Annotated in this window: 20 protein-coding genes and 7 tRNA genes; all 27 read right to left on the minus strand. The window is 69.9% G+C overall.

Going from position 1 to position 22917, the window contains the following annotated elements:
• Positions 1-51: 51 nt before the first annotated feature.
• Positions 52-127 (minus strand) — tRNA-Glu (locus tag HHL10_RS10975).
• Between the two features lie 48 nt (positions 128-175).
• Positions 176-251, minus strand: a tRNA-Ala gene (locus HHL10_RS10980).
• Between the two features lie 32 nt (positions 252-283).
• Positions 284-360: transfer RNA gene (locus HHL10_RS10985), tRNA-Asp, on the minus strand.
• A gap of 51 nt (positions 361-411) precedes the next feature.
• Positions 412-487 (minus strand) — tRNA-Glu (locus HHL10_RS10990).
• A gap of 60 nt (positions 488-547) precedes the next feature.
• Positions 548-624 (minus strand) — tRNA-Asp (locus tag HHL10_RS10995).
• Between the two features lie 47 nt (positions 625-671).
• A tRNA-Glu gene (locus HHL10_RS11000) sits at positions 672-747 on the minus strand.
• 54 nt (positions 748-801) lie between these two features.
• Positions 802-877 (minus strand) — tRNA-Ala (locus HHL10_RS11005).
• A gap of 83 nt (positions 878-960) precedes the next feature.
• Positions 961-2355 (minus strand): glutamate--tRNA ligase, encoded by a 1395-nt coding sequence (gltX, locus tag HHL10_RS11010; protein WP_169160398.1) that lies wholly within the window; start codon positions 2353-2355, stop codon positions 961-963.
• Positions 2356-2359: 4 nt separating this feature from the next.
• Positions 2360-3589, minus strand: coding sequence for an O-succinylhomoserine sulfhydrylase (locus tag HHL10_RS11015; protein ID WP_169160399.1), 1230 nt, complete (start codon positions 3587-3589; stop codon positions 2360-2362).
• Positions 3589-5112, minus strand: a complete 1524-nt coding sequence (gene purF / locus HHL10_RS11020; RefSeq protein ID WP_169160400.1) for an amidophosphoribosyltransferase — start codon at positions 5110-5112, stop codon at positions 3589-3591. Before purF ends, HHL10_RS11015 begins: the two co-directional genes overlap by 1 nt.
• 30 nt (positions 5113-5142) lie before the next feature.
• Positions 5143-5610: a CvpA family protein gene (locus HHL10_RS11025; protein ID WP_235971326.1), complete on the minus strand. Its 468-nt coding sequence runs from the start codon at positions 5608-5610 to the stop codon at positions 5143-5145.
• A 38-nt stretch (positions 5611-5648) separates the two neighbouring features.
• Positions 5649-6707, minus strand: coding sequence for an SPOR domain-containing protein (locus tag HHL10_RS11030; RefSeq protein ID WP_235971328.1), 1059 nt, complete (start codon positions 6705-6707; stop codon positions 5649-5651).
• 53 nt (positions 6708-6760) lie between these two features.
• Positions 6761-8056 carry a bifunctional tetrahydrofolate synthase/dihydrofolate synthase gene (folC, locus tag HHL10_RS11035; protein ID WP_169160402.1) on the minus strand — a complete coding sequence of 432 codons (1296 nt, stop codon included), beginning with the start codon at positions 8054-8056 and terminating at the stop codon, positions 6761-6763.
• 67 nt (positions 8057-8123) lie between these two features.
• Positions 8124-8996: an acetyl-CoA carboxylase, carboxyltransferase subunit beta gene (accD, locus tag HHL10_RS11040; protein WP_169160403.1), complete on the minus strand. Its 873-nt coding sequence runs from the start codon at positions 8994-8996 to the stop codon at positions 8124-8126.
• Positions 8993-9823, minus strand: coding sequence for a tryptophan synthase subunit alpha (gene trpA, locus HHL10_RS11045; protein ID WP_169160404.1), 831 nt, complete (start codon positions 9821-9823; stop codon positions 8993-8995). Before trpA ends, accD begins: the two co-directional genes overlap by 4 nt.
• The gene (gene trpB / locus HHL10_RS11050; protein ID WP_169160405.1) at positions 9820-11058 is read right to left on the minus strand and encodes a tryptophan synthase subunit beta; all 1239 of its coding nucleotides are present in this window, start codon (positions 11056-11058) and stop codon (positions 9820-9822) included. The genes trpA and trpB overlap by 4 nt, the downstream gene beginning before the upstream one ends.
• A gap of 38 nt (positions 11059-11096) precedes the next feature.
• The gene (locus HHL10_RS11055) at positions 11097-11738 is read right to left on the minus strand and encodes a phosphoribosylanthranilate isomerase (RefSeq protein ID WP_169160406.1); all 642 of its coding nucleotides are present in this window, start codon (positions 11736-11738) and stop codon (positions 11097-11099) included.
• A 27-nt stretch (positions 11739-11765) separates the two neighbouring features.
• Positions 11766-12551: a tRNA pseudouridine(38-40) synthase TruA gene (gene truA / locus HHL10_RS11060; protein WP_169160539.1), complete on the minus strand. Its 786-nt coding sequence runs from the start codon at positions 12549-12551 to the stop codon at positions 11766-11768.
• Between the two features lie 43 nt (positions 12552-12594).
• A complete protein-coding gene (locus tag HHL10_RS11065) occupies positions 12595-15042 on the minus strand; it encodes a motility hub landmark protein FimV (RefSeq protein ID WP_235971329.1) in 2448 nt (815 codons plus the stop codon).
• Positions 15043-15156: 114 nt separating this feature from the next.
• The gene (asd, locus tag HHL10_RS11070; protein WP_169160407.1) at positions 15157-16287 is read right to left on the minus strand and encodes an aspartate-semialdehyde dehydrogenase; all 1131 of its coding nucleotides are present in this window, start codon (positions 16285-16287) and stop codon (positions 15157-15159) included.
• A 95-nt stretch (positions 16288-16382) separates the two neighbouring features.
• Complete coding sequence (gene leuB, locus HHL10_RS11075) at positions 16383-17471, minus strand: 3-isopropylmalate dehydrogenase (RefSeq protein ID WP_169160408.1); 1089 nt, start codon at positions 17469-17471, stop codon at positions 16383-16385.
• Positions 17472-17503: 32 nt separating this feature from the next.
• On the minus strand, positions 17504-18151 hold the full coding sequence (leuD, locus tag HHL10_RS11080; RefSeq protein ID WP_169160409.1) for a 3-isopropylmalate dehydratase small subunit: 648 nt from the start codon (positions 18149-18151) through the stop codon (positions 17504-17506).
• Between the two features lies 1 nt (position 18152).
• Positions 18153-18278: an entericidin A/B family lipoprotein gene (locus tag HHL10_RS11085; RefSeq protein ID WP_169160410.1), complete on the minus strand. Its 126-nt coding sequence runs from the start codon at positions 18276-18278 to the stop codon at positions 18153-18155.
• Between the two features lie 25 nt (positions 18279-18303).
• A complete protein-coding gene (leuC, locus tag HHL10_RS11090) occupies positions 18304-19734 on the minus strand; it encodes a 3-isopropylmalate dehydratase large subunit (RefSeq protein WP_169160411.1) in 1431 nt (476 codons plus the stop codon).
• On the minus strand, positions 19731-20657 hold the full coding sequence (locus HHL10_RS11095; RefSeq protein ID WP_169160412.1) for a LysR family transcriptional regulator: 927 nt from the start codon (positions 20655-20657) through the stop codon (positions 19731-19733). The genes leuC and HHL10_RS11095 overlap by 4 nt, the downstream gene beginning before the upstream one ends.
• A gap of 211 nt (positions 20658-20868) precedes the next feature.
• Positions 20869-21930, minus strand: coding sequence for a selenide, water dikinase SelD (selD, locus tag HHL10_RS11100; RefSeq protein ID WP_169160413.1), 1062 nt, complete (start codon positions 21928-21930; stop codon positions 20869-20871).
• Positions 21927-22913, minus strand: coding sequence for a selenoneine biosynthesis selenosugar synthase SenB (gene senB, locus HHL10_RS11105; RefSeq protein ID WP_169160414.1), 987 nt, complete (start codon positions 22911-22913; stop codon positions 21927-21929). Before senB ends, selD begins: the two co-directional genes overlap by 4 nt.
• Positions 22914-22917 lie beyond the last annotated feature (4 nt).

A 22917-nucleotide genomic window follows, 5' to 3' on the forward strand; every position in this document is an offset into this window, starting at 1 on the left:
GCGTCGGTAGCTGCATTATCGGAAATTGCTTCCCGCAAGCGCAGCCAAACTTGGCGTCCCCTAGGGGATTCGAACCCCTGTTACAACCGTGAAAGGGTCGTGTCCTAGGCCTCTAGACGAAGGGGACCAAACCTTTTCAATTCCTGAACCACGCGCCACCACCGTTGCCGGTAATTGGTGGAGGTAAGCGGGATCGAACCGCTGACCTCTTGCATGCCATGCAAGCGCTCTCCCAGCTGAGCTATACCCCCGAAGGAATTGCGCGCCGTTCAGGCTTAAATTGTGGCGGAGTGGACGGGACTCGAACCCGCGACCCCCGGCGTGACAGGCCGGTATTCTAACCGACTGAACTACCACTCCGCGTCGGTAGCTGCATTATCGGAAATTGCTTCCCGCAAGCGCAGCCAAACTTGGCGTCCCCTAGGGGATTCGAACCCCTGTTACAACCGTGAAAGGGTCGTGTCCTAGGCCTCTAGACGAAGGGGACTTGTCTCTTTCATGAAAACGCCCACTGGCTGGTGGGCGTTTTCGGTACAACCAAAAACTGTGGCGGAGTGGACGGGACTCGAACCCGCGACCCCCGGCGTGACAGGCCGGTATTCTAACCGACTGAACTACCACTCCGCGTCGGTAACGATATTTTCAGGCTGCCCTGCAAGCATCGTCAAACTTGGCGTCCCCTAGGGGATTCGAACCCCTGTTACAACCGTGAAAGGGTCGTGTCCTAGGCCTCTAGACGAAGGGGACTTAATCCTTCGTATTCCTGATGAACCTCGCGCCGACCACCAACTTTTGGTTGGGTGGTGGAGGTAAGCGGGATCGAACCGCTGACCTCTTGCATGCCATGCAAGCGCTCTCCCAGCTGAGCTATACCCCCTTTCGGGCAAAGACTTCAGATTTCTCTGCCGTCTTTGTGTTTCGCGCTGTTCATCAAGCGAGAACGAGATTCTATAGCGACTCTTACGCGCCCTGCAAGAGCTTTGCGACTTTTTCTTTAGAAAAAAGTTCCAGCACGGCATCCACCGAGGGGGTCTGGGCGCGGCCGCACACCAGCACCCGCACCGGGATAGCCAGTTGCGGCATCTTCAGCCCCTGCTCGCCCAGCGTCGCCTTGAGCGCCGCGGCGATACCAGCCTTGTCCCAGCCGGGCAGCGCCAGCAGCCGCTCGGCCAGCGCGGCCAGCGCCGGACGCACCGCGGGCGTCACATGCTGCGCCAGATCCTCCGCCGAGGGCTGCGCGTCCACGAAGTACATGGACAGCCACTCCGCCAGTTCCACCGTGGTGGCGCAGCGGTCCTTGAACAGGGCCACGGCCTGCTCCAGCGGGAAGCCAGCCGGCACCTCGATGCCGCGCTGGCCCAATTGCCCGCGCACCAGCGGCGCCAGCTCCGCGTCGCCCGTGCGCTTGATGTGCTGGGCATTGACCCAGCGCAGCTTGGCCTCGTCGTACTGGCCTGCGCTCTTGCCCAGGTGGTCCAGATCGAACCACTGCAGGAACTGCTCGCGCGTGAAGATCTCGTCGTCGCCGTGGCTCCAACCCAGGCGCGCCAGGTAGTTCACCATCGCCTCGGGCAGGAAGCCCTCGTCGCGGTACTGCGTCACCGGCTTGGCGCCGTTGCGCTTGCTCATCTTCTCGCCCTGCTCGTTCAGCACGGTGGGCAGGTGCGCGTACACCGGCGGCTCCTGGCCCAGGGCACGGAAGATATGGATCTGGCGCGGCGTGTTGTTGACGTGGTCGTCACCGCGGATGACATGGGTGATGCCCATGTCGATGTCGTCCACCACCACGCAGAAGTTGTAGGTCGGCGTGCCGTCGGGGCGGGCGATGACGAGGTCGTCCAGCTCCTCGTTGCTGAACTCGATGCGGCCCTTGACCTTGTCGTCCCAGGCCACCGTGCCGCCCACCGGGCTCTTGAAGCGGATCACCGGCTGCACGCCTTCCGGCACCGGCGGCAAGGTCTTGCCCGGCTCGGGACGCCAAGTGCCGTCGTAGCGGGGCTTCTGCTTGGCCGCCATCTGGCGCTCGCGCAGCGCGTCGAGCTCGGCGCTGCTCATGTAGCAGCGGTAGGCCAGGCCCTGCTCCAGCATCTGCGCCAGGACTTCCTTGTAGCGGTCCATGCGCTGCATCTGGTAGTACGGCCCCTCGTCGTGGTCCAGGCCCAGCCAGCGCATGCCTTCCAGGATCACGTCCACCGCGGCCTGCGAGCTGCGCTCCAGGTCGGTGTCCTCGATGCGCAGGATGAACACGCCGTCGTTGGCGCGCGCGAAGGCCCAGGGATAGAGGGCCGAGCGGATGTTGCCCAGGTGGATGAAGCCCGTGGGCGACGGAGCAAAGCGGGTGCGTACGGTGGTCATGCGGTCAGATCTTGTGCAGGCCGCGCGCGAGGTCGGCCTTGAGGTCCTCGACGTCTTCCAGGCCCACGGCCACGCGAATCATCCCCTGCGTGATGCCCGCGGCCTGGCGTTGCGCCTCGGTCAGCCGGCCATGCGAGGTGCTGGCCGGGTGCGTGATGGTGGTCTTGGTGTCGCCCAGGTTGGCGGTGATGGAGCAGATGCGCGTGGCGTCGATGACGGCGAAGGCGTTGGCGCGCGCCGCCTCCGGCGTGTCGCCCTTGACGATGAAGCTCACCACCGCGCCGCCCAGCCCCGACTGCTGCCGCATCGCCAGCTCATGCTGCGGGTGCGAGGGCAGCCCCGGGTAGTACAGCGTGCTCACCTGCGGCTGCGCCTCCAGCCAGCGCGCCAGTTGCAGCGCCTTGTCGCTTTGCGCGCGCATGCGGATCGACAGCGTCTCCAAGCCCTTGAGCACCACCCAGGCGTTGAAGGGCGACAGGCTCATGCCCGCGCTGCGCATCACCGGCACGAACTTGTCGTTGACCAGCGCTTCACTCGCGCAGATGGCACCGGCGATGACGCGGCCCTGCCCGTCCAGGTACTTGGTGCCCGAGTGGATGATCAGATCCGCGCCCAGCTTGGCCGGCTGCTGCAGCGCCGGCGAGCAGAAGCAGTTGTCCACCGCCAGCAGCGCACCGCCCGCGTGCGCGATCTCGGCCAGCGCCGCGATGTCGCAGACCTCGGTGAGCGGGTTGCTCGGCGTCTCGGCGAACAACAGCTTGGTGTTGGGCCGCATCGCGGCGCGCCAGGCGCTCACGTCGGTCTGCGACACGAAGGTGCTCTCCACGCCGAACTTGCCGAACTCGCCCTGCAGCAGCTTGATGGTGGAGCCGAACACGCTCTGCGAGCACACCACGTGGTCGCCCGCCTTCAGCAGCCCCATGAACAGCAGCATGATCGCCGCCATGCCGCTGGAGGTGGCGATGCAGGCCTCGGTGCCCTCCATGGCCGCCAGCCGCCGCTCCATCATCATGACGGTGGGGTTGGAGAAGCGGCTGTAGACGAAGGCCTCTTCCTCATTGGCGAAGCGCCGCGCCGCCGTCTCGGCATCCGGGTGCACAAAGCTGCTGGTCAGGAACAGCGCTTCCGAGTTCTCGCCCCAGGGCGTGGCCGGCAGGCCCTCGCGCACGGCGATGGTGTCGATGCGGGCATCGGCCGGCAGCTCGACACGAGGCAGTCGCTTGCCCTCGCTCATCAGGCCTGCTCCGCCGCGTTCTGCAGCGCCAGGCGCGAGCGGCCGGGTCCTTCTTCCTCGTCCCCCTGCGATTGGCGCTGCTCGCGCATCGTCTCGAAGTCCTCGACCGAGACGTCGCCGGTGATGTAGTGCCCGTCGAAGCAGGAGGCCTCGAAGCCTTGGAGCTGCGGATTGAGCGCGCCCACCACGCGCTTCATCGCCTCCACGTCCTGGTAGATCAGCGCATCGGCGCCGATGAACTCGCGCACCTCCTCGATGCTGCGGCCATGGGCGATGAGCTCCTCCTTGGTCGGCATGTCGATGCCGTAGACGTTGGGGAAGCGCACCGGCGGCGCCGCCGAGGCCATGTAGACCTTGCGCGCACCGGCCTCGCGGGCCATCTGCACGATTTCCTTGCTGGTGGTGCCGCGCACGATGGAGTCGTCCACCAGCAGCACGTTGCGGCCCTTGAACTCGCTGGCGATGGCATTGAGCTTCTGGCGCACCGACTTCTTGCGCTTGGCCTGCCCCGGCATGATGAAGGTGCGGCCCACGTAGCGGTTCTTGACGAAGCCTTCGCGGTAGGGCCGGCCCAGCTTGTGCGCCAGCTGCATGGCCGAGGGACGGCTGGACTCGGGGATCGGGATGACCACGTCGATCTCGCTGGGCGGCATGGTCGAGATCACGCGCTGCGCCAGCGTCTCGCCCATGTTCAGCCGCGCCTGGTACACCGAGACGCCGTCCATCACCGAATCGGGCCGTGCCAGGTACACGTACTCGAACATGCAGGGCTGCAGCGACGGGTTGTCGTGGCACTGGCGCGCGTGCACGTTGCCAGCCTGGTCGATGAAGATGGCCTCGCCCGGCGCCACGTCGCGCGTGATGCGGTGGCCGGTGCCTTCGAGCGTGACGCTCTCGCTGGCCACCATCACCTCCTTGCCCTCGGGCAGATCGGCCTCGCCGAACACCAGCGGGCGGATGCCGAACGGGTCGCGGAAGGCCAACAGCCCGTGGCCGGCGATGAGCGCGATCACGGCGTAGGAGCCCTTGATGCGCTTGTGCACCGCCGCCACGGCCTCGAAGATCTTGTCGGGCGTCAGCGGCAGCTCGCGCGCGGTGCGCTCCAGCTCGTGCGCCAGCACGTTGATCAGCACCTCGCTGTCGCTCTCGGTGTTGATGTGGCGGCGGTCGATGTCGAACAGCTCCTTCTTCAACGCATGCGCGTTGGTGAGGTTGCCGTTGTGCACCAGCACGATGCCGAAGGGCGCGTTGACGTAGAAGGGCTGGGCCTCCTCCTCGCTGTAGGCATTGCCGGCGGTCGGGTAGCGCACCTGGCCCAGGCCCACCTGGCCCGGCAGCGCGCGCATGTTGCGGGTGCGGAACACGTCGCGGACCATGCCGCGCGCCTTGTGCATGAAGCACTTGGTGCCCTGCATCGTCACGATGCCGGCGGCGTCCTGGCCGCGGTGCTGCAGCAGCAGCAGCGCGTCGTAGATCAGCTGGTTGACGGGCGTCTGGGAAATGACACCGACGATCCCACACATGGTCTTGCGTCCTTCAGTGATGCCGGCGTCTCAGGCCGGCAGATGCCGTGCCACCGCGGAGGGCAGCACGGGTTGGAGTCCTTGGCGCAGCGCCTGCAGCCAGGCCGCGCCGCTGGATTGCTGCCACGCCGGCGTGCGCGCCAGCGGCGTCAGCGCCACCAGCATGCTCAGCACCAGCAGCGCCAGCAGCCCGCGCAGCAGCCCGAAGCCGCCACCCAGCAGCCGGTCCAGCGGCCCCAGCGGCGAGGCTTGCACCAGCAACCTCAGCAGCCGCGCCGCCAGCCCGCACAGCAGCAGCACGGCCACGAACACGATCACATAGGCCGCCGCCAGCCGCCACGCCGGCAGCGCGCCTTCCCACGGCAGCCAATCGGCTACCACCGGGGCATACCACTGTGCCGCCAGCCAGGCCACCACGTAGCCCGCCAGCGACAGCATCTCGAAAATCAGTCCCCGCCACAGGCCTGCCAGCGACGACAGCAGCAGCAGACCCAGCATCGCGACATCAACCCAGCCCAGTCCGGCGACACCGCCCATCACTGCGGCAACAGTGCCGTGGGCAGGCCGGCAGCGCGCAGTTTGCCAAGCGCCTTGTCGGCCTCTTCACGGTTGGGGAAAGGCCCCACGCGCACCCGGATGCGGCGCCCGGCGTCGGTCTCGATCACCTGGGTGTAAGCGCGCACGCCGGCCTTCTCCGCCCGGGCCCTGGCCTCGCTGGCGGCCGCGGCATCGGCGAAGGCGCCCACTTGCACCACATAGCGCCTTTCGACCGTCTCGCTGCGCGCGGGCTCCCTGAGCGCTTCCCGCGCCACCGCCTCGCGCGCGGCTTCGCGTTCCCGGGCTTCACGGGCAGCCTTCTCCTTGGCCTCGCGTTCCTTGGCTTCCCGGGCCGCGACTTCGCGCTCCTTCGCCTCGCGAGCCGCCTTCTCCCTGGCTTCCCTGGCCTCGCGCTCCTTGGCTTCGCGTTCCTTGGCCTCTCGCGCCGCGATCTCGCGCTCCCGGGCCGCCTTCTCGCGGGCCTCACGCGCGGCAGCTTCCCGTTCCCGGGCTTCGCGCTCCTTGGCGAGGTCGCGCGCCTGCGGCGGCTCATCCAGCACGCGGATCGGCGCCGAAGCCCGCGTGCCGCCAGGCGCCGCGGTCGTGGCCGGCGGCGTGGCACCCGCAGGGCGCGGGGTACTGGCCGACACCGGCGCGGCCGGCCGGGCTTCGGTGACCGCGGCCGGGGCTACGGGTCGAGCGGGCACGGGCGGCAACACCGCCGCGGCCGGTGCCGAAGCCGCCGGCGTGGGCGCCTGCACTTCGCGCCCTGCATCCTGCGCGGACTCGGTGATGGGCGCGGTGCGCGAGGGCAGCACCAGCGGCGCGCCGCCATCCTTGCGCGGAATCTCGATCGTCACCTCCACCGGCAACGGCCGCGGCTGGGTTTCGAACAGCAGCGGAAAACCCACGATGCCCAACGCCAGCAGCACCACCGCGCCGATGAGACGGCGCCGCGCCCGCGCCCGCGCGGTCTGCACCTGGTCAGCCGGCGTGGCCATGCCCACGGGCTCATGGCTCGAAGAGTTATTGCGCTGCAGGAAGGAAAACAGGGGCATGCCGAAGCTGGGAGTGGGCGTGCGCCCGGTGGGAAAAGACGGTTTCCGAGACTTCAGCCGACGTGGGACGCACCCAGGCGCGGCAGCCCGTTCTTGAGCACACCGCCAACGGTGTAGAACGAACCAAAGACCACGATTCTATCAGCCGGGTCCGCCGTCTCCAGGGCGGCAGCCAGCGCCGCGGCCGGATCGGCATGGGTGCGGATGCCGACCTCGCGCCCCGCGCTGGCCGCCTGCACCAGCGCCTGCAGCGCCGCAGGCTCGGCCGCGCGCGGCGTGGGCAGCGCCGTCAGATGCCAGGCATCCACCAGCGGCGCCACATGGGCCAGCGCGCCGGCCAAGTCCTTGTCCTGCATGGCGCCGAACACGGCATGCGTGCGCGGATAAAAGCCCATCTGGTCCAGGTTCAGCGCCAGCGCCGCCACCGACTGCGGGTTGTGCGCCACGTCCAGCACCAGCACCGGCTGGCCCGGCACGATCTGGAAGCGCCCGGGCAGGTCCACCGTCGCCAGGCCCTGGCGTACCGCCTGCGCGCTGATGGGCAGCCGATCCTGCAGCACCTCGAACACCGCCAGCACGCCCGCGGCGTTGAGCAACTGGTTGGCGCCGCGCAGCGCCGGGTAGGCCAGGCCATGGAAGCGCCGCGTGCGCCCCTTCCACTGCCACTGCTGGCGGTCACCGGCCTGGCTGAAATCGCGCCCGGCCACGCGCAGGTCCACGCCCAGCGCCGCGGCATGGTCCAGCAGGCTCTGCGGCGGCTGCGGATCGCTCACCACCGCCGGGCGCCCGGCGCGCAGGATGCCGGCCTTCTCGCGCCCGATGCTCTCGCGGTCCGGCCCCAGGTAGTCGGTGTGGTCCAGCGCGATGCTGGTGATCAAGGCGCAGTCGGCATCGATGGCATTGACCGCGTCCAGCCGGCCGCCCAGGCCCACCTCCAGGATCACCAGGTCCAGCGGCGTCTGCGACAACGCCCGCATGATGGCCAGCGTGGTGAACTCGAAGTAGGTCAGCGTCGTGCCCTGGCGCGCCGCCTCCACCGCCTCGAAGTGCGGCAGCAGCGCCTCGGCCTCGATCATCTGCCCGTCGATGCGGCAGCGCTCCTCGAAGTGCACCAGGTGCGGCTTGCTGTAGAGCCCGACCCGGTAGCCCGCCGCGCGCGCGATGGCGTCCAGCATCGCGCAGCTCGATCCCTTGCCGTTGGTGCCGGCCACGCTGATCACGGGCACGTCGAAGCGCAGGCCCAGCCGGTCGCGCACCGCTGCCACGCGCTCCAGCGTCATGTCGATGCTCTTGGGATGCAGGGCTTCGCAGTGGGCCAGCCAGTCGTCGAGCGTGCGTGGGGAGGTCATGGGCGCGGATGGTAAGAGGCAGCAAAAAGGCCGGCTCGCGGCCGGCCTTGCGTGAAAAGTTGGGACGTCAGGCGACGGCGTCAGCGCTCTGGCGCTGCAGCATGGCCAGCGCATGGGCGATGGTGGATCGCAACTGGCGCCGGTCCACGATCATGTCCAGCGCACCCTTGCCCAGCAGGAACTCCGAGCGCTGGAAGCCCTCGGGCAGCTTCTCGCGCACCGTGTTCTCGATCACGCGCGGGCCGGCAAAGCCGATCAGCGCCTTGGGCTCGGCGATCACGATGTCGCCCACGAAGGCGAAGCCCGCCGACACGCCGCCCATGGTCGGGTCGGTCAGCACGCTGACGTAGGGCAGCTTGGCCTTGGCCAGGCGCGTGAGCGCCGCGTTGGTCTTGGCCATCTGCATCAGGCTCAGCAGGCCTTCCTGCATGCGCGCGCCGCCCGTGGCGGTGAAGCACACGAAGGGCACCTTCTGCTCGATGGCCGTTTCCACACCGCGCACGAAGCGCTCGCCCACCACCGAGCCCATGGAGCCGCCCATGAAGTCGAACTCGAAGCACGCCGCCACCAGCGGCACGCTCATCACCGAGCCGCCGATGACGACCAGCGCGTCGGTCTCGCCGGTGCTGTCCAGCGCCTGCTTCAGGCGCTCGGGGTACTTCCTGCTGTCCTTGAACTTCAGCGCATCGACCGGAATGACTTCCTGGCCGAGCTCGTAGCGGCCCTCGTGGTCGAGGAAGGCATCCAGCCGCGCGCGCGCGCCGATGCGGTGGTGGTGGTCGCACTTGGGGCAGACGTTGAGGTTCTGCTCCAGGTCGGTCTTGTAGAGCACCGTCTCGCACGAGGGGCACTTGATCCACAGCCCCTCGGGGACGGTGCGCCGCTCCGACGGATCGGTGTGCTGGATCTTCGGGGGCAGCAGTTTTTCAAGCCAGCTCATGCATGCGCTCCTTGGGCCGCCTCGTCCAGGGCGGCGCGAATCTCGGTCATGAATCGGCGGCCCGCGGCCGCCACTTCGTCCTTCGGCTGTTCCTGCAACAGCTGCACGAGGCGCGAGCCGATCACCACCGCATCGGCCACCTCGCCCACCGCGCGCGCCGAGGCCGCGTCGCGAATGCCGAAGCCCACGCCCACCGGCACGCTCACATGCGCGCGGATGCGCGGCACCATGGCCGCCACGGCGGCGGTGTCCAGGTGCCCGGCACCGGTGACGCCCTTGAGCGACACGTAGTAGACGTAGCCGCTGGCAATGCGCCCCACGTGCACCATGCGCGCCTCGGTGGAAGTGGGGGCCAGCAGGAAGATCGGGTCCATGCCCGCCGCCTGCAATTGCGCCGCGAAGGCTTCGCATTCCTCGGGCGGGTAGTCCACGACCAGCACACCGTCCACGCCGGCCGCCGACGCGTCGGCCACGAAGCGCTCCACGCCGTAGCGCTCCACCGGATTGGCGTAGCCCATCAGCACCACGGGCGTGGCGTCATCGCTGCGGCGGAACTCGCGCACCATGTCCAGCACCTGCGTCATGCCGATGCCCTTGGCCAACGCGCGCTCGGCGGCCTGCTGGATCACCGGGCCGTCGGCCATCGGGTCCGAGAAGGGCACGCCCAGCTCGATCACGTCGGCGCCGCCTTCGGCCAGCGCCTGCATCAGCGCGGGCGTGACGTCGGCGAAGGGATCGCCCGCGGTGACATAGGGGATCAGCGCCTTGCGGCCCTGCGACTTCAGCCGCTCGAAGGTGGCGGCGATACGGACGGAGCCCTTGCTCATTGCTTCACCTTCTGGCCCTGGCAGGAGGGACGGCAGTAGAAGGCCGCGCCGGAGAGGTCGGCCACGGTGCCGATGTCCTTGTCGCCGCGGCCCGAGAGGTTGACCAGCAGGTGCTGATCCGGGCGCATGGTGGCGGCCAGCTTCATCGCGTAGGCCACGGCGTGGCTGGATTCCAGCGCCGGGATGATGCCCTCGGTGCGGCACAGCCGGTGGAACGCGGCCAGCGCCTCGTCGTCGGTGATGCCCACGTACTCGGCGCGGCCGATGTCCTTCAGGTACGCATGCTCGGGCCCGACGCCGGGGTAGTCCAGGCCGGCGGACACCGAGTGCGTTTCGGTGATCTGGCCGTTGGCGTCCTGCAGCAGGTAGGTGCGGTTGCCGTGCAGCACGCCCGGCGAGCCCTTCTGCAGCGAGGCGGAATGCTTTCCGCTGTCCAGCCCCAGGCCCGCCGCCTCCACGCCGATGAGGCGCGTGTTGGCCTCGCCGATGTACGGATAGAAGATGCCCATGGCGTTGCTGCCGCCGCCCACGCAGGCGATGACGGCGTCGGGCTGGCGCCCGATCAACTCGGGCATCTGCACCAGGCATTCGTCGCCGATGACGCGCTGGAAGTCGCGCACCATCGCCGGGTACGGGTGCGGGCCGGCCACGGTGCCGATGATGTAGAAGGTGTTCTCAACGTTGGTGACCCAGTCGCGCAGGGCCTCGTTGAGCGCGTCCTTGAGCGTGCGCGAGCCCGACTCCACCGGCACCACCTTGGCGCCCAGCAGGTGCATGCGGTAGACGTTGGGGCTCTGGCGCTTCACGTCCTCCGCGCCCATGTACACCACGCACTCCAGCCCGTAGCGGGCGCAGATGGTGGCGGTGGCCACGCCATGCTGGCCGGCGCCGGTCTCGGCGATCACGCGCGGCTTGCCCATGCGCTTGGCCAGCAGCGCCTGGCCGATGGTGTTGTTCACCTTGTGCGCGCCGGTGTGGTTCAGGTCCTCGCGCTTGAGGTGGATCTGCGCGCCGCCGATCTCGCGCGACAGCCGCGCGGCGTGGTAGACGGGGCTGGGGCGGCCGACGAAATGCGCCAGCTCGTTCTGGAATTCGGCCAGGAACTCGGGGTCGGCCTTGTAGCGGTCCCAGGCCGCCTTGAGCTCATCGAGCGCGTGGATCAGCGTCTCGGCGACGAAGGTGCCACCGTAGGGGCCGAAATGCCCGCTGGCATCGGGTTGGTCGTAGTTCAGCATCGGAGAGGTCAATTCAGGCTGGCAGGCGACGGCGGTGCTCAGAGAGCGGCCAACTGGGCGTCGGCCGCGCGCACCGCCTCGCAGAACCGGTGCATCAGCGCGGCATCCTTGATGCCCTTGGCCACTTCCACACCGGAGCTCACGTCAACGGCCCAGGGCCGTACGCGCAGCACGCCATCGGTCACGTTGGCAGCACTCAACCCACCAGACAAAACGACCGGAGCGGGGAGCGCGGGAGGGATGAGGGACCAATCGAAGACCTTGCCACCGCCGCCGTAGCCTTCGACATGCGCGTCGAGGAGCAGCCCCTGGGCGTGCGGGTACTGCCGGGCGAAGTCTAACAAATCGACCCCTGGGGAAACCCGCGCTGCGCGCAGGAAAGGCCGGCGCGGCAGCGCGCAGGCCTCGGGCGTCTCGTCGCCGTGGAACTGCAGCAGCGCGTTCGGAATGGCCTGCAGCGCCTCTTCGATGAGTGCCGGCGCGGCGTTGACGAACAGGCACACCGGCGTGACGAAGGCCGGCAGCCGCCGCGCCAGCTCGGCCGCGCGCTCGACGCTGACGTAGCGCGGGCTGCGCTCGTAGAGCACCAAGCCGATGGCGTCGGCGCCGGCTTCGACAGCGGCGTCGAGGTCGGCCTCGCGGGTGAGGCCGCAGATCTTGATACGGGTGCGATGGGTCATCGGCAAAGGCGCGGCGCGTGGGAGTGGTCAGGACAACCAGTCCAGCGCCGGCACATGGTCGGGAATGGCGTGGCGCGCATCGTAGTGCGGACCCACGAAGTACAAGCCATCGGGGGCAAAGGTGGGCGCGGCCGTCTCGCGCCGGCGCGAGGCCAGCACCTCGGCCATCCACGCCACCGGCCGCGTGCCCTGCCCTACGGCGATCAGGCAGCCCATGATGTTGCGCACCATGTGGTGCAGGAAGGCGCTGGCCTCGAAATCGAAGCTCCAGTAGGCGCCGTGCCGCGCGATGCCGATGTGGCGCAGCGTCTTCACCGGCGACAGCGCCTGGCAGCCCGCGGCGCGGAAGGCGCTGAAGTCATACTCGCCCAGCAGCAGCGCCGCGGCGGCCTGCATCGGCTCCAGCGCCAGCGGCCGGAAGGTCCACCCCACCTGGCCGCTCTCCAGCGCCGGACGCACCGGCGACTCCAGCAGCACGTAGCGGTAGCGGCGTCCGCGCGCGCTGTTGCGGGCATGGAAGTCCGGCGCGACCGGGCGGCACCACTGCACCGCGATGTCCGGCGGCAGGTATCGGTTCACGCCGCGCACCCACGAGAACTCCTCGCGCCGCAGCGGCGTGTCCAGGTGCACCACCTGGTTGATGCCGTGCACGCCGGCGTCGGTGCGCCCGGCGCAGAGCGTGCTCACCGGCATGGCGGCAAAGGCCGACAGCGCCTGCTCCAGCTTGTCCTGCACCGTCTGGCCGTCGGGCTGGCTCTGCCAGCCGTGGTAGGCCCCGCCGCGATAGCTCACGCCCAGCGCGATGCGCTGCAGCGCCGCCGGCGCCTCGGCGGCGCCGGGCGCTTCGATGCCGCGTTCAGACAAGGCTGGCCAGCATGCCCTCGGCACGCGTCTTCAAGTCGCCGCTGGCCTGCGCCACCACTTCCTGCAGCAGGTCGCGCGCGCCCTCGGCGTCGCCGATCTGGACGAATTCCCCGGCCAGCTCCAGCTTGCGCTCCAGCGGGTCGCCCTCGGTGCCGAAGCCCGACAGCCCCATCTCCTCCAGCACCGAGGGCGTGGAGGTTTCATCCAGGTCCAGCGACAGGCTATCCAGGGCGAAAGGCAGCTTGGGCGCGGCCGACGCGGACGAAGGCAGCACCACTTCGGTGTCGAAATCCATGTCGGCCATCGGGTCGTCCTGCTGTGCGGGCACAGGGCTCGCGGCCTGCGCCGGCGTGGCCGCAGCCGCCGCAGCTGCAGCGGCCGCCGCACCCGCCCCGACCGCCACCGCGGCCGTCACGGCCTTGCCCGCGTCGGGACGCTTCTGCTCCGCGGACGGCGCCGGCACGTCGTCCAGCCGGCTCAGGTCCAGGTCCAGCCCCGCGCCGGCCGGCTGGGCCGGCGGCCGGCTGGGTTGCCAGGCGGACGGCGCCCGCGAGGCCGGGCCGGCCGCGGACGCCGTGGCGTAGAGCGGGTTGTCCGGATCGATCTGCAGTCCCAGCTCGCAGGCCTTGGCCCAGTCCTCGCCCTGCCCCTGCGTGAGCTGCTGCACCTCCTGCGCCAGCTGCTCGAAGGCCTTCTTGTCATGCCGCTTGGCGTAGACCTCCAGCAGCTTCAGGCGCACGGGCAGCCGCTGCGGGCTGCTGTGCATCGCTTCCTTGAGGATTTCCTCGGCCTGCAGGTCGCGGCCATAGGCCAGGTACACGTCCGCCTCGGCCACCGGATCGACGTCGCCGATGGCGTCGAGCTGGCTCAGCGTGTAGTGCATCGCCGAGGCCGGCACCTTCGACTCGCCCGTGTCCACCTGCTGGCCACCGCTGTGGCCGAAGAAGGACTCGGCCTGCAGCCGGCTTTCCATGAACGAGGTTTCGGTGGGCGACTTGGCGCGGCGGCGCCGCGCCAGCAGCGCCAGCACGGCCGCCACGCCCAGGCCGCCGGCCGCCAGGGCGGCCAGCACCCAGGGGCGCGACAGCAGGCCCAGCAGGCCCGTGTCCGCCTCCGCTTCGGCCGCGTTGGTGGCCACCGGCGGCATCACGTCCACCACAGCGGAGCCCGCCGAGGCCGCGGCCGTTGCCGCGGACGCTGCGGATGCAGGCGCCGACGCGGCAGCAACGGCCTCCGCGGACGAGGCTGCCGCCTCGGGCGCGGACGCGGGCATGCCCGACGCCGCCGCCTCGGCCGCGACCGGGGCGGATGCCGGCGCGGCGCCCGGCGCATTGGGGCTGCCCCCGGCCAGCCGGCGCAGCTCCTCCACGTTGCGCGACAGCTCCGCCACGCGCTGGGCCTGCTCACGCCGCTCGGCCTCGCGCGCCAGCCGGGCTTCCAGGCCCGCGCCGTCGCCGCGCGACAGGTGCAGCCGGTCCGGCACGCTCGCGGGGGCGCGCCGGTCCTCGACCGCCGCCTCCACGGCGCCGCCGGAGCGACGCACCGAGTCCTCCACGCGCGCGGGTGGCACCGAGCCGGCCAGGCGTTGGCGGTAGGCGTTGAAGTCGGCGCTCTGCATGCGCACCACCTGGCGCGCCTCGCCGCGCGCCACCTGGGCCGCCTGCTGCGCCGTGGGCAGGTTCAGCACCACGTCGGCGCGCAGCCGGTTCATGTTCTGCCCGATGAAGGCGTGCGGGTTGCTGCGGTACAGCGCCACGAGCATCTGGTCCAGCGACACGCCCGCGGCCTGCTGCCGCGCGGCCACGCCGGAGAGCGTGTCGCCCCGGCGCACCACATAGCGCCCGGACTTGGCCTCGGCCGGGTTCGGCCGCGCACTGGCTGCGGGAGAAGGCGCGGCCTCGGTGGCCGGGCCCGTCACCGGGCCCGAGCTGCTGGTGCTCGGAGTGGGAAGCGGGGCTTCAGGCGGCGCGGCGCCCAGCAGCGGCGCGGTGAGCGGGACCGGCGCGGAGGCGGCCTGGGCCACGGGCTGCGGCGCCTCGAACAGCAGCGTGTACTCGCGCGTCAGGCGGCCGCTGGCCCAATCGACTTCCAGGATCAGGTCCAGGAAGGCGTCCTGCACCGGCTGGTCACTGCTGATGCGCAGCACCGGCTGGCCGTCGGCGCGCTGCTGCAGGCTCACATGGGCCGCGGCCAGCGCGGGGCTGTAGTTCACCCCGGCACGGCCGAAGGCCTCGGGCGGCACGATGCGCGCCGCCAGGTTCTGCGTTTCCTCGGCGCCGACGAGCTCGATCTCGGCGCGCAGCGGCTCGCCGCGCCCCGACTGCAACGATATGCGCCCCAGGCTCAACGCCCAGGCGCTGCCGCAGACCGCCACACCCATCACGGCCGCGGCAACCCCTTGCAGCGCCCGCCGCCCTGCCTTCTCCGAGCTGATCCTCAAGACCTGTCCCTTTCCAAAGCCACGGCGGTGCCGAGCCACCGCCTGCGCCCCGACAGGGTCCGCCCAGAGCTAGCGCAACGCTGCTGGCGCGCAGGCTGTGTCGTCAGGCGCCGTTCAGCGCGACTCGACCAGCAGGCGCAGCATGCGGCGCAGCGGCTCGGCGGCGCCCCACAGCAGTTGGTCGCCGATGGTGAAGGCGCCCAGGTACTCCGGCCCCATCGCCAGCTTGCGCAGACGCCCCACCGGGATGGTCAGCGTGCCCGTCACGGCCACCGGCGTCAGGTCACGGACGGTGGCCTCGCGGGTGTTGGGCACGACCTTCACCCACTGGTTGTCGGCGGCGATCATTGCCTCGATATCGGCCAGCGGCACGTCCTTCTTAAGCTTGAAGGTCAGCGCCTGGCTGTGGCAGCGCATGGCGCCGATGCGCACGCAGAAGCCATCGACCGGCACGGCCGGGCTGCTGAAGCCCTCGCCCTGGCCGAGGATCTTGTTGGTCTCGGCCATGCCCTTCCACTCCTCGCGCGACATGCCGTTGCCGAGGTCCTTGTCGATCCAGGGGATCAGCGAGCCACCCAGCGGCACGCCGAAGTTGGCCGTCTCGGCCTCGGTCAGCGCGCGCTGCTTCTCGACGATCTTGCGGTCGATCTCCAGGATCGCGCTCTTGGGGTCGTCCAGCAGGGCCTTGACCTCGGCGTTGAGCGTGCCGAACTGCGTCAGCAGCTCGCGCATGTGCTGCGCGCCGCCGCCGGAGGCGGCCTGGTAGGTCTGGGTGCTCATCCACTCGACCAGCCCGGCCTTGTACAGCGCGCCCACGCCCATGAGCATGCAGCTCACGGTGCAGTTGCCGCCGATCCAGTTGCGCCCGCCCTTGGCCAGCGCGTCCTTGATCACGGGCAGGTTCACCGGGTCCAGCACGATGACGGCATCGTCCTTCATGCGCAGCGAGGACGCCGCGTCGATCCAGTGGCCGTTCCAGCCCGCGGCGCGCAGCTTGGGATACACCTCGTTGGTGTAGTCGCCACCCTGGGCCGTGAGGATGATGTCGCAGCGCTTGAGCGCGTCGATGTCGAACGCGTCCTGCAGCTTGGTCTCGTTCTTCGCCATGGCCGGGGCGTTGCCACCGGCGTTGGAGGTCGAGAAGAACAGCGGCTCGATCAGCTCGAAGTCGCCTTCGGCGCGCATGCGCTCCATCAGCACCGAGCCGACCATGCCGCGCCAGCCCACCAATCCCACGAGTGCCATCGTCATTCCTTTGAAAAAACTGCTTTCCCGGACCCCAGGTCTGCCGGCTCGTATCGCCGGGGTCCAGGGGAATGGGCGAGACGAACCGGAGCTGATCAGCCCGTAATGGTTTTGCCCGTAATCGCCGCCACCACGGCGTCGCCCATCTCGCGCGTGCCCACCTTGCGGGTACCGTCGCTGTAGATGTCGGGCGTGCGCAGACCCGCGGCCAGCACAGCGCGCACCGCCGACTCGATGCGGTCGGCGGCTTCGGGCTGGGCGAGGGTGTAGCGGAGCATCATGGCTGCGGACAGGATTGTAGCCAGCGGGTTTGCAACACCCTTACCAGCAATGTCCGGTGCGCTGCCATGGCTGGGCTCGTACAGGCCCTTGTTGTTGGCGTCCAGCGAGGCCGAGGGCAGCATGCCGATCGAGCCCGTGAGCATCGCCGCCTCGTCGGAGAGGATGTCGCCGAACATGTTGCCGGTGACAACCACGTCGAACTTCTTGGGCGCCTTCACCAGCTGCATCGCCGCGTTGTCCACGTACATGTGCTCCAGCTCCACGTCGGGATACTGGGCATGCACCTCGGTCACGATGTCCTTCCAGAACTGGAAGGTTTCCAGCACGTTGGCCTTGTCCACGCTGGTGACCTTCTTGCTGCGCCGGCGCGCGGCCTGGAAGGCCACGTGGGCGATGCGCTCGATCTCCGGGCGCGAGTAGCGCATCGTGTCGAAAGCCTCCTCGGCGCCAGGGAAATGCCCGTCCACCGCGGTGCGGCGACCGCGCGGCTGGCCGAAATAGATGTCGCCGGTGAGCTCGCGGATGATCAGGATGTCCAGCCCCGCCACCAGCTCGGGCTTGAGGCTCGACGCGTGCGTGAGCTGCTCGTAGCACAGCGCCGGGCGCAGGTTGGCGAACAGGCCCAGGTGCTTGCGCAGGCCCAGGATCGCCTGCTCCGGGCGCAGCGCGCGCTCCAGCTTGTCGTACTTCCAGTCGCCCACGGCGCCGAACAGCACCGCGTCGGCGTCCTTGGCCAGCTGCAGGGTCGAGTCCGGCAGCGGATGGCCCTTGGCCTCGTAAGCCGCGCCACCGACCACCGCCTCTTCCAGCTCCAGCGGCAGCTCCAGCACGTTCAGGACCTTGACGGCCTCGGCCACGATCTCGGTGCCGATGCCATCGCCCGGCAGCACTGCAATCTTCATGTCTTGTTCTCCAGTGAAAGTGAGACGGCGCTTCAGCGGCCGGTGTTGGCCAGCCAGGGCATGCGGGCCAGGCGCTCGCCCTCGAAGCGGGCGATCTTCTCGGCATGGCGCAGCGTCAGGCCGATGTCGTCGAAGCCGTTGACCAGGCAGTACTTGCGGAAGGGCTGCACGTCGAATTCGATCTCGCTGCCGTCGGGCCGCACCACGCGCTGGCGCGGCAGGTCGATGGTGAGCTGGAAGCCGGGGAACGCCGCCACGTCATCGAACAGCTTGTCCACCTCGTGCTCGGGCAGCACGATCGGCAGCAGGCCGTTCTTGAAGCAGTTGTTGAAGAAGATGTCGGCGAAGCTCGGCGCGATCAGCGCGCGGAAGCCGTACTGCTCCAGCGCCCAGGGCGCGTGCTCGCGGCTGGAGCCGCAGCCGAAGTTGGCGCGCGCCAGCAGGATCGAGGCGCCGGCGTAGCGCGGCTGGTTCAGCACGAAGTCGGGGTTGGGCTTGCGGCTGGCCGGGTCCTGGCCGGGCTCGCCGTGGTCCAGGTAGCGCCACTCGTCGAACAGGTTCGGGCCGAAGCCCGTGCGCTTGATCGACTTCAGGAACTGCTTCGGGATGATGGCGTCGGTGTCGACGTTGTCGCGGTCCATCGGGGCCACCAGGCCCTGGTGCACGGTGAAGGCTTGCATGTCACTTCGTCCTTGAGGCGTTTTCGATCGCTCCGCCCACGGCGCGGATGTCGCGGCCCACGCCCTGGACCGTGTTGCAGGCGGCCAGCGCGGCCAGGACCAGCAGGGATGCCAAGAGTCGGTTCATGGGTGTCTGGAGCGGAGAGTCAGGTTCAGGCGATGCGGCGCACGTCCACGAAATGGCCTTCCATCGCGGCGGCGGCGGCCATGGCCGGGCTGACGAGGTGCGTGCGGCCCCCGTTGCCCTGGCGCCCTTCGAAGTTGCGGTTGGAGGTGCTGGCGCAGCGCTCGCCCGGCTCCAGCCGGTCCGCGTTCATGGCCAGGCACATCGAGCAGCCCGGCTCGCGCCATTCGAAGCCCGCGGCCTTGAAGATCTCGTGCAGCCCCTCGCGCTCGGCCTGCGCCTTGACCAGGCCCGAGCCCGGCACCACCAGCGCGGCCTTGACGTTGGCGGCGACCTTGCCGCCGATGCGCTTCACGACCTCGGCCGCCTCGCGCAGGTCCTCGATGCGGCTGTTGGTGCAGGAGCCGATGAACACCTTGTCCACGAACACGTCCGCCAGTGGCTTGCCCGGCTCCAGCCCCATGTAGCTCAGCGCGCGCTCCATGGCGCCGCGCTTGACGGCGTCCTTCTCCTGGTCGGGATCGGGCACGCGGTCCTCGATGGACAGCACCATCTCCGGCGAGGTGCCCCAGGTCACCTGCGGCTTGATCTGGCTGGCGTCGATCTCCACCACGCGGTCGAAATGCGCGCCCTCGTCCGAGTGCAGCGTGCGCCAGTGGGCCACGGCGGTTTCCCACTCGGCGTCGGTCTGCGGCGCGAAGGGGCGGCCCTTGACGTAGTTGAGGGTGGTCTGGTCCACGGCGACCAGGCCGGCGCGCGCACCGGCCTCGATGGCCATGTTGCACACCGTCATGCGGCCTTCCATCGACAGCGCGCGGATGGCCGAGCCGCCGAACTCGATCGTGTAGCCCGTGCCGCCGGCGGTGCCGATCCTGCCGATGATGGCCAGCACGATGTCCTTGGCGCCGCAGCCGCGCGGCAGCTGGCCCTCGACCTTGACCAGCATGTTCTTGGCCTTCTTGGCCAGCAGCGTCTGCGTGGCCATCACGTGCTCGACCTCGCTGGTGCCGATGCCGTGCGCCAGCGCGCCGAAGGCGCCGTGGGTGCTGGTGTGGCTGTCGCCGCACACCACGGTCATGCCCGGCAGCGTGGCGCCGTTCTCGGGGCCGATGACGTGCACGATGCCCTGGCGCTGGTCCATGAACGGGAAGTACGCCGCGGCGCCGAAGGCGCGGATGTTGGCGTCCAGCGTCGTGATCTGCTGCTTGCTGATCGGGTCGGCGATGCCGTCGTAGCCGCGCTCCCAGCCGGTGGTGGGCGTGTTGTGGTCGGCGGTGGCGACGATGGAGCTGTTGCGCCAGGGCTTGCGGTTCGCCAGGCGCAGGCCTTCGAACGCCTGCGGGCTGGTCACTTCGTGCACCAGGTGGCGGTCGATGTAGAGGATGGCGGTGCCGTCTTCCTCGGTGTGGATGACGTGCTCATCCCACAGCTTGTCGTAGAGCGTGCGTGCGGTGTTCATGGCGTCGGGATCAGGGTGGAAGAAGCGCCGGCCGCCTGAAGCGGCGCGGCCAGGGAATCGATGAAGCGCTGCACCAGCGTGGGCAGCCGCTCCTGCTTGCGGACCGCGATCTGGTACTCGCGCTCCGCCCAAGGCTCGTCCAGGCGCAGCACCTGGAGATCGAAGAGTTGCGAGAAGCGCTCGGCCACCACGGCGGGCAGGATCGCCACGCCCAGGCCGGCGCCCACGAGCTGTGCAATGGCGTCAAAGCCATGCACCTGCAGCCGGGTGTTGAGCGTGCGGCCGCGCTCGGTGGCCTGCTCGCGCATGAATTCCTGCACCGCCGCGCCCACGTGCAGGCCGACCAGGTCGTAGTCCAGCAGGGCCTCGAAGCGCACCGACGGCTCGTCCGCCAGCGCATGCCCGGCCGGCACGATCACGGCCAGCGTGCCGCGGCGCCAGGGCCGCGTGGCGAGCTGCGGCTCCAGCACCGGCGGCACGAAGATGCCCACGTCGGCATGCCCCTCGGCCACCGCCGCCTGCACCTCGGCGCTGGTCATGTCCTCCAGGCTGATGCGGATGAGCGGATGCGCACGGGTGAAAGCCGCCAGCGGCGGCGGCAGGCATTCGGCGATGGCGCTGGCGTTGGCCGCCAGGCGCAGATGGCCCTTGAGCCCGCGCGCGTACTCGACGACTTCGCTTTCCAGCGCGTGCAGCGAGGCATTGAGGGCGCGGATGTGGCGCACCAGGGCGCGGCCGGCATCGGTGATCTCCACGCCGCGCGCGCGGCGCTCGAACAGCACCACGCCCAGGCGTGCTTCCAGGTCCGACAGCCGCTTGCTTGCGGCTGCCAGCGCCAGGTGCTCGCGCTCCGCGGCGCGCGTGAGGCTGCCGGTCTCGGCAATCGCGAGCACGAGGTTGAGGCTGAGGAGGTCGAAACGCATGCCGGTTTTCGTCAAGGCTCGCCATGTTGCCTTGACGCGGCACGAAGGGTCATCGGCATTCAGCAATCCAGCCTTCGCAGCGCACGAAGGCTTGGTGCTCGGACAAGCCCAGAAAACCTTGGGAACCAAGAGATCCCGTTCGGGCTGAGCCCTTCGACCGGGCTCAGGGCGAACGGGTGAAGAGGTGTCCGGCGACTGGGCGAAATCCCTGTCAGCCCACCAGCAGCCGCGCGCCCTCGCCCGCCGGCAGCACCTCGCCGACCTCGGCGGCCAAGTCGAAGCCGTGGCGGCGGAACAGCGCCAGCACGTCGGGCACGGCGGACGCCTCGCAGCTCACCAGCAGGCCGCCGCTGGTCTGCGGATCGGTCAGCAGCGAGCGCTCCAGGTCGCCCAGGCTGTCGCCGAGTTGCACCTCGGCACCGTAGCCCAGCCAGTTTCGGCCGGAGGCGCCGGTGATGAAGCCTTGCACCGCCAGCTCGCGCACGCCGGGCAGCAGCGGCACCGCGTTCCAGTTCAGGCGCACCCGGGTGTTGGACCCGCGCGCCAGCTCCAGCGCATGGCCGGCCAAGCCGAAGCCGGTGACGTCGGTGATGGCGTGCACGGCCTCCAGCGCGGCCAGCGCCGGGCCCGGCGTGTTGAGCTGGGTGGTGCTGGCGATCATCTGGGCGTAGCCCTCGGCACCGAGCTGCTCCTTCTTGAGCGCGGCCGAGTACACGCCCACGCCCAGCGGCTTGCCCAGCACCAGGCGGTCGCCGGGGCGGGCGTCGGCATTGCGGCGCACGCGCTTGGGATGCACCAGGCCCAGCGCGACCAGGCCGTAGATGGGCTCGACCGAATCGATGGTGTGGCCGCCGGCGATGGGGATGCCGGCCTCGCGGCACACCGCCTGGCCGCCTTCGAGGATGCGGCCGATGGTCTGGGCGGGCAGCACGTTGATGGGCATGCCCACCAGCGCCAGCGCCATGATCGGCGTGCCGCCCATGGCGTAGACGTCGGAGATGGCGTTGGTGGCGGCGATGCGGCCGAAGTCGAAGGGGTCATCGACGATCGGCATGAAGAAGTCGGTGGTGGCGATCAGCGCCTGCTCGTCGTTGAGCTGGTAGACGGCGGCGTCGTCGGCGGTCTCGATGCCCACCAGCAGCTGCGGCGGCACCGGCATGGCGGCAGTGGTCTTGAGGATCTCGCTGAGCACGCCGGGGGCGATCTTGCAGCCGCAGCCGCCGCCGTGCGAAAGCGAGGTCAGGCGGGGCGTGGTCGGGGCGGGGGCGTTCATGGACAAGGCATCTCCAGCAGGTCGGCCATCAGGGCGCGCAGGGTGTGTCGTTCGCGCGCCGGCTCGAACAGCGGCGCGCGCAGCGCGGCGGCCGCGGACAGGGCCGGCAGCATAGCGGGCTCGTCCAGACACCTTTCGATCAGGGTCGCGAGCGCCGCGGCGGCGCCGGGCCCGAACAGGCCGGGGTAGTCCGCGCCCAGCAGCCCGACATGACCCGGGATGCGCGAGGCCAGCACCGGCGTGCCGCTGGCCACCGCCTCCACCACCACCGTGGGCGCGCCCTCCACCACGCTGGCGTTGACCAGCACATGCGCCCGGGCGATGCGCTCGCGGGTTTCAGCGTGCGGCAGCGCATCAAGCCATTCATAGGCGGGCAGTTCGACCTGCAGCGCGCGCGCCTGTGTGCCCAGCGCCTCATCGAGCGCGCCCCCCACATGCTGAAAACGCCAGTCGCCGCGTCCGGCCAGCCGGCGCAGCGCGGCCCAGGCCGTGGCCGGGTCTTTTTCAGCGCGCAGGTGGCCGACCATGACGATCTGCAACGGTGGTGTGGGCGGACACGCCACCGCCGGTCCGGGTTCAACACTGGGGAAGCACACCACCGCCTTGTCGCGCCAGGGTGCGGGCACGTCGTCCACGGCGCGCTCCTGCAGCACGACCAGCCGCCGCGCCAGTGCCAGCGAGCGCTGCGCATCCGCATCGTGGTGGATGTCGCGGTAGAGGTCTGTGCCGGTCAGCGCCAGCGCGATGGGTTTATGAGGCTGCGCCTGGGCCCAGGCGGCGATGCTCTCGGCGCTGCGGCGCGCGTGCAGCGCCAGCAGCACGTCGGCCGCCTCGCCGCGCCAGCGGTCGGTCAGCAGCACCTCGAAGGGCCCGTCCAGCAGGCGCGCCCAGCGGCTGGCGGTGTGCCAGTTGCCGTTGTTGGCGGCGGCCAGCGCGGGGGTGACGAGGCAGATGCGGGGACGGGAACCTGGGGTACTGCTCATCGGC

It is taken from the genome of Azohydromonas caseinilytica (assembly GCF_012927045.1).
In the GTDB taxonomy this organism is placed as follows: Bacteria; Pseudomonadota; Gammaproteobacteria; order Burkholderiales; family Burkholderiaceae_C; genus Azohydromonas; species Azohydromonas caseinilytica.

Coding starts and splice junctions, on each gene's coding strand:
- gltX (WP_169160398.1), bottom strand. CDS start 2,355: ATGACCACCGTACGCACCCGCTTTGCTCCGTCGCCCACGGGCTTCATC.
- HHL10_RS11015 (WP_169160399.1), bottom strand. CDS start 3,589: ATGAGCGAGGGCAAGCGACTGCCTCGTGTCGAGCTGCCGGCCGATGCC.
- purF (WP_169160400.1), bottom strand. CDS start 5,112: ATGTGTGGGATCGTCGGTGTCATTTCCCAGACGCCCGTCAACCAGCTG.
- HHL10_RS11025 (WP_235971326.1), bottom strand. CDS start 5,610: ATGCTGGGTCTGCTGCTGCTGTCGTCGCTGGCAGGCCTGTGGCGGGGA.
- HHL10_RS11030 (WP_235971328.1), bottom strand. CDS start 6,707: ATGCCCCTGTTTTCCTTCCTGCAGCGCAATAACTCTTCGAGCCATGAG.
- folC (WP_169160402.1), bottom strand. CDS start 8,056: ATGACCTCCCCACGCACGCTCGACGACTGGCTGGCCCACTGCGAAGCC.
- accD (WP_169160403.1), bottom strand. CDS start 8,996: ATGAGCTGGCTTGAAAAACTGCTGCCCCCGAAGATCCAGCACACCGAT.
- trpA (WP_169160404.1), bottom strand. CDS start 9,823: ATGAGCAAGGGCTCCGTCCGTATCGCCGCCACCTTCGAGCGGCTGAAG.
- trpB (WP_169160405.1), bottom strand. CDS start 11,058: ATGCTGAACTACGACCAACCCGATGCCAGCGGGCATTTCGGCCCCTAC.
- HHL10_RS11055 (WP_169160406.1), bottom strand. CDS start 11,738: ATGACCCATCGCACCCGTATCAAGATCTGCGGCCTCACCCGCGAGGCC.
- asd (WP_169160407.1), bottom strand. CDS start 16,287: ATGGCACTCGTGGGATTGGTGGGCTGGCGCGGCATGGTCGGCTCGGTG.
- leuB (WP_169160408.1), bottom strand. CDS start 17,471: ATGAAGATTGCAGTGCTGCCGGGCGATGGCATCGGCACCGAGATCGTG.
- leuD (WP_169160409.1), bottom strand. CDS start 18,151: ATGCAAGCCTTCACCGTGCACCAGGGCCTGGTGGCCCCGATGGACCGC.
- HHL10_RS11085 (WP_169160410.1), bottom strand. CDS start 18,278: ATGAACCGACTCTTGGCATCCCTGCTGGTCCTGGCCGCGCTGGCCGCC.
- leuC (WP_169160411.1), bottom strand. CDS start 19,734: ATGAACACCGCACGCACGCTCTACGACAAGCTGTGGGATGAGCACGTC.
- HHL10_RS11095 (WP_169160412.1), bottom strand. CDS start 20,657: ATGCGTTTCGACCTCCTCAGCCTCAACCTCGTGCTCGCGATTGCCGAG.
- selD (WP_169160413.1), bottom strand. CDS start 21,930: ATGAACGCCCCCGCCCCGACCACGCCCCGCCTGACCTCGCTTTCGCAC.
- senB (WP_169160414.1), bottom strand. CDS start 22,913: ATGAGCAGTACCCCAGGTTCCCGTCCCCGCATCTGCCTCGTCACCCCC.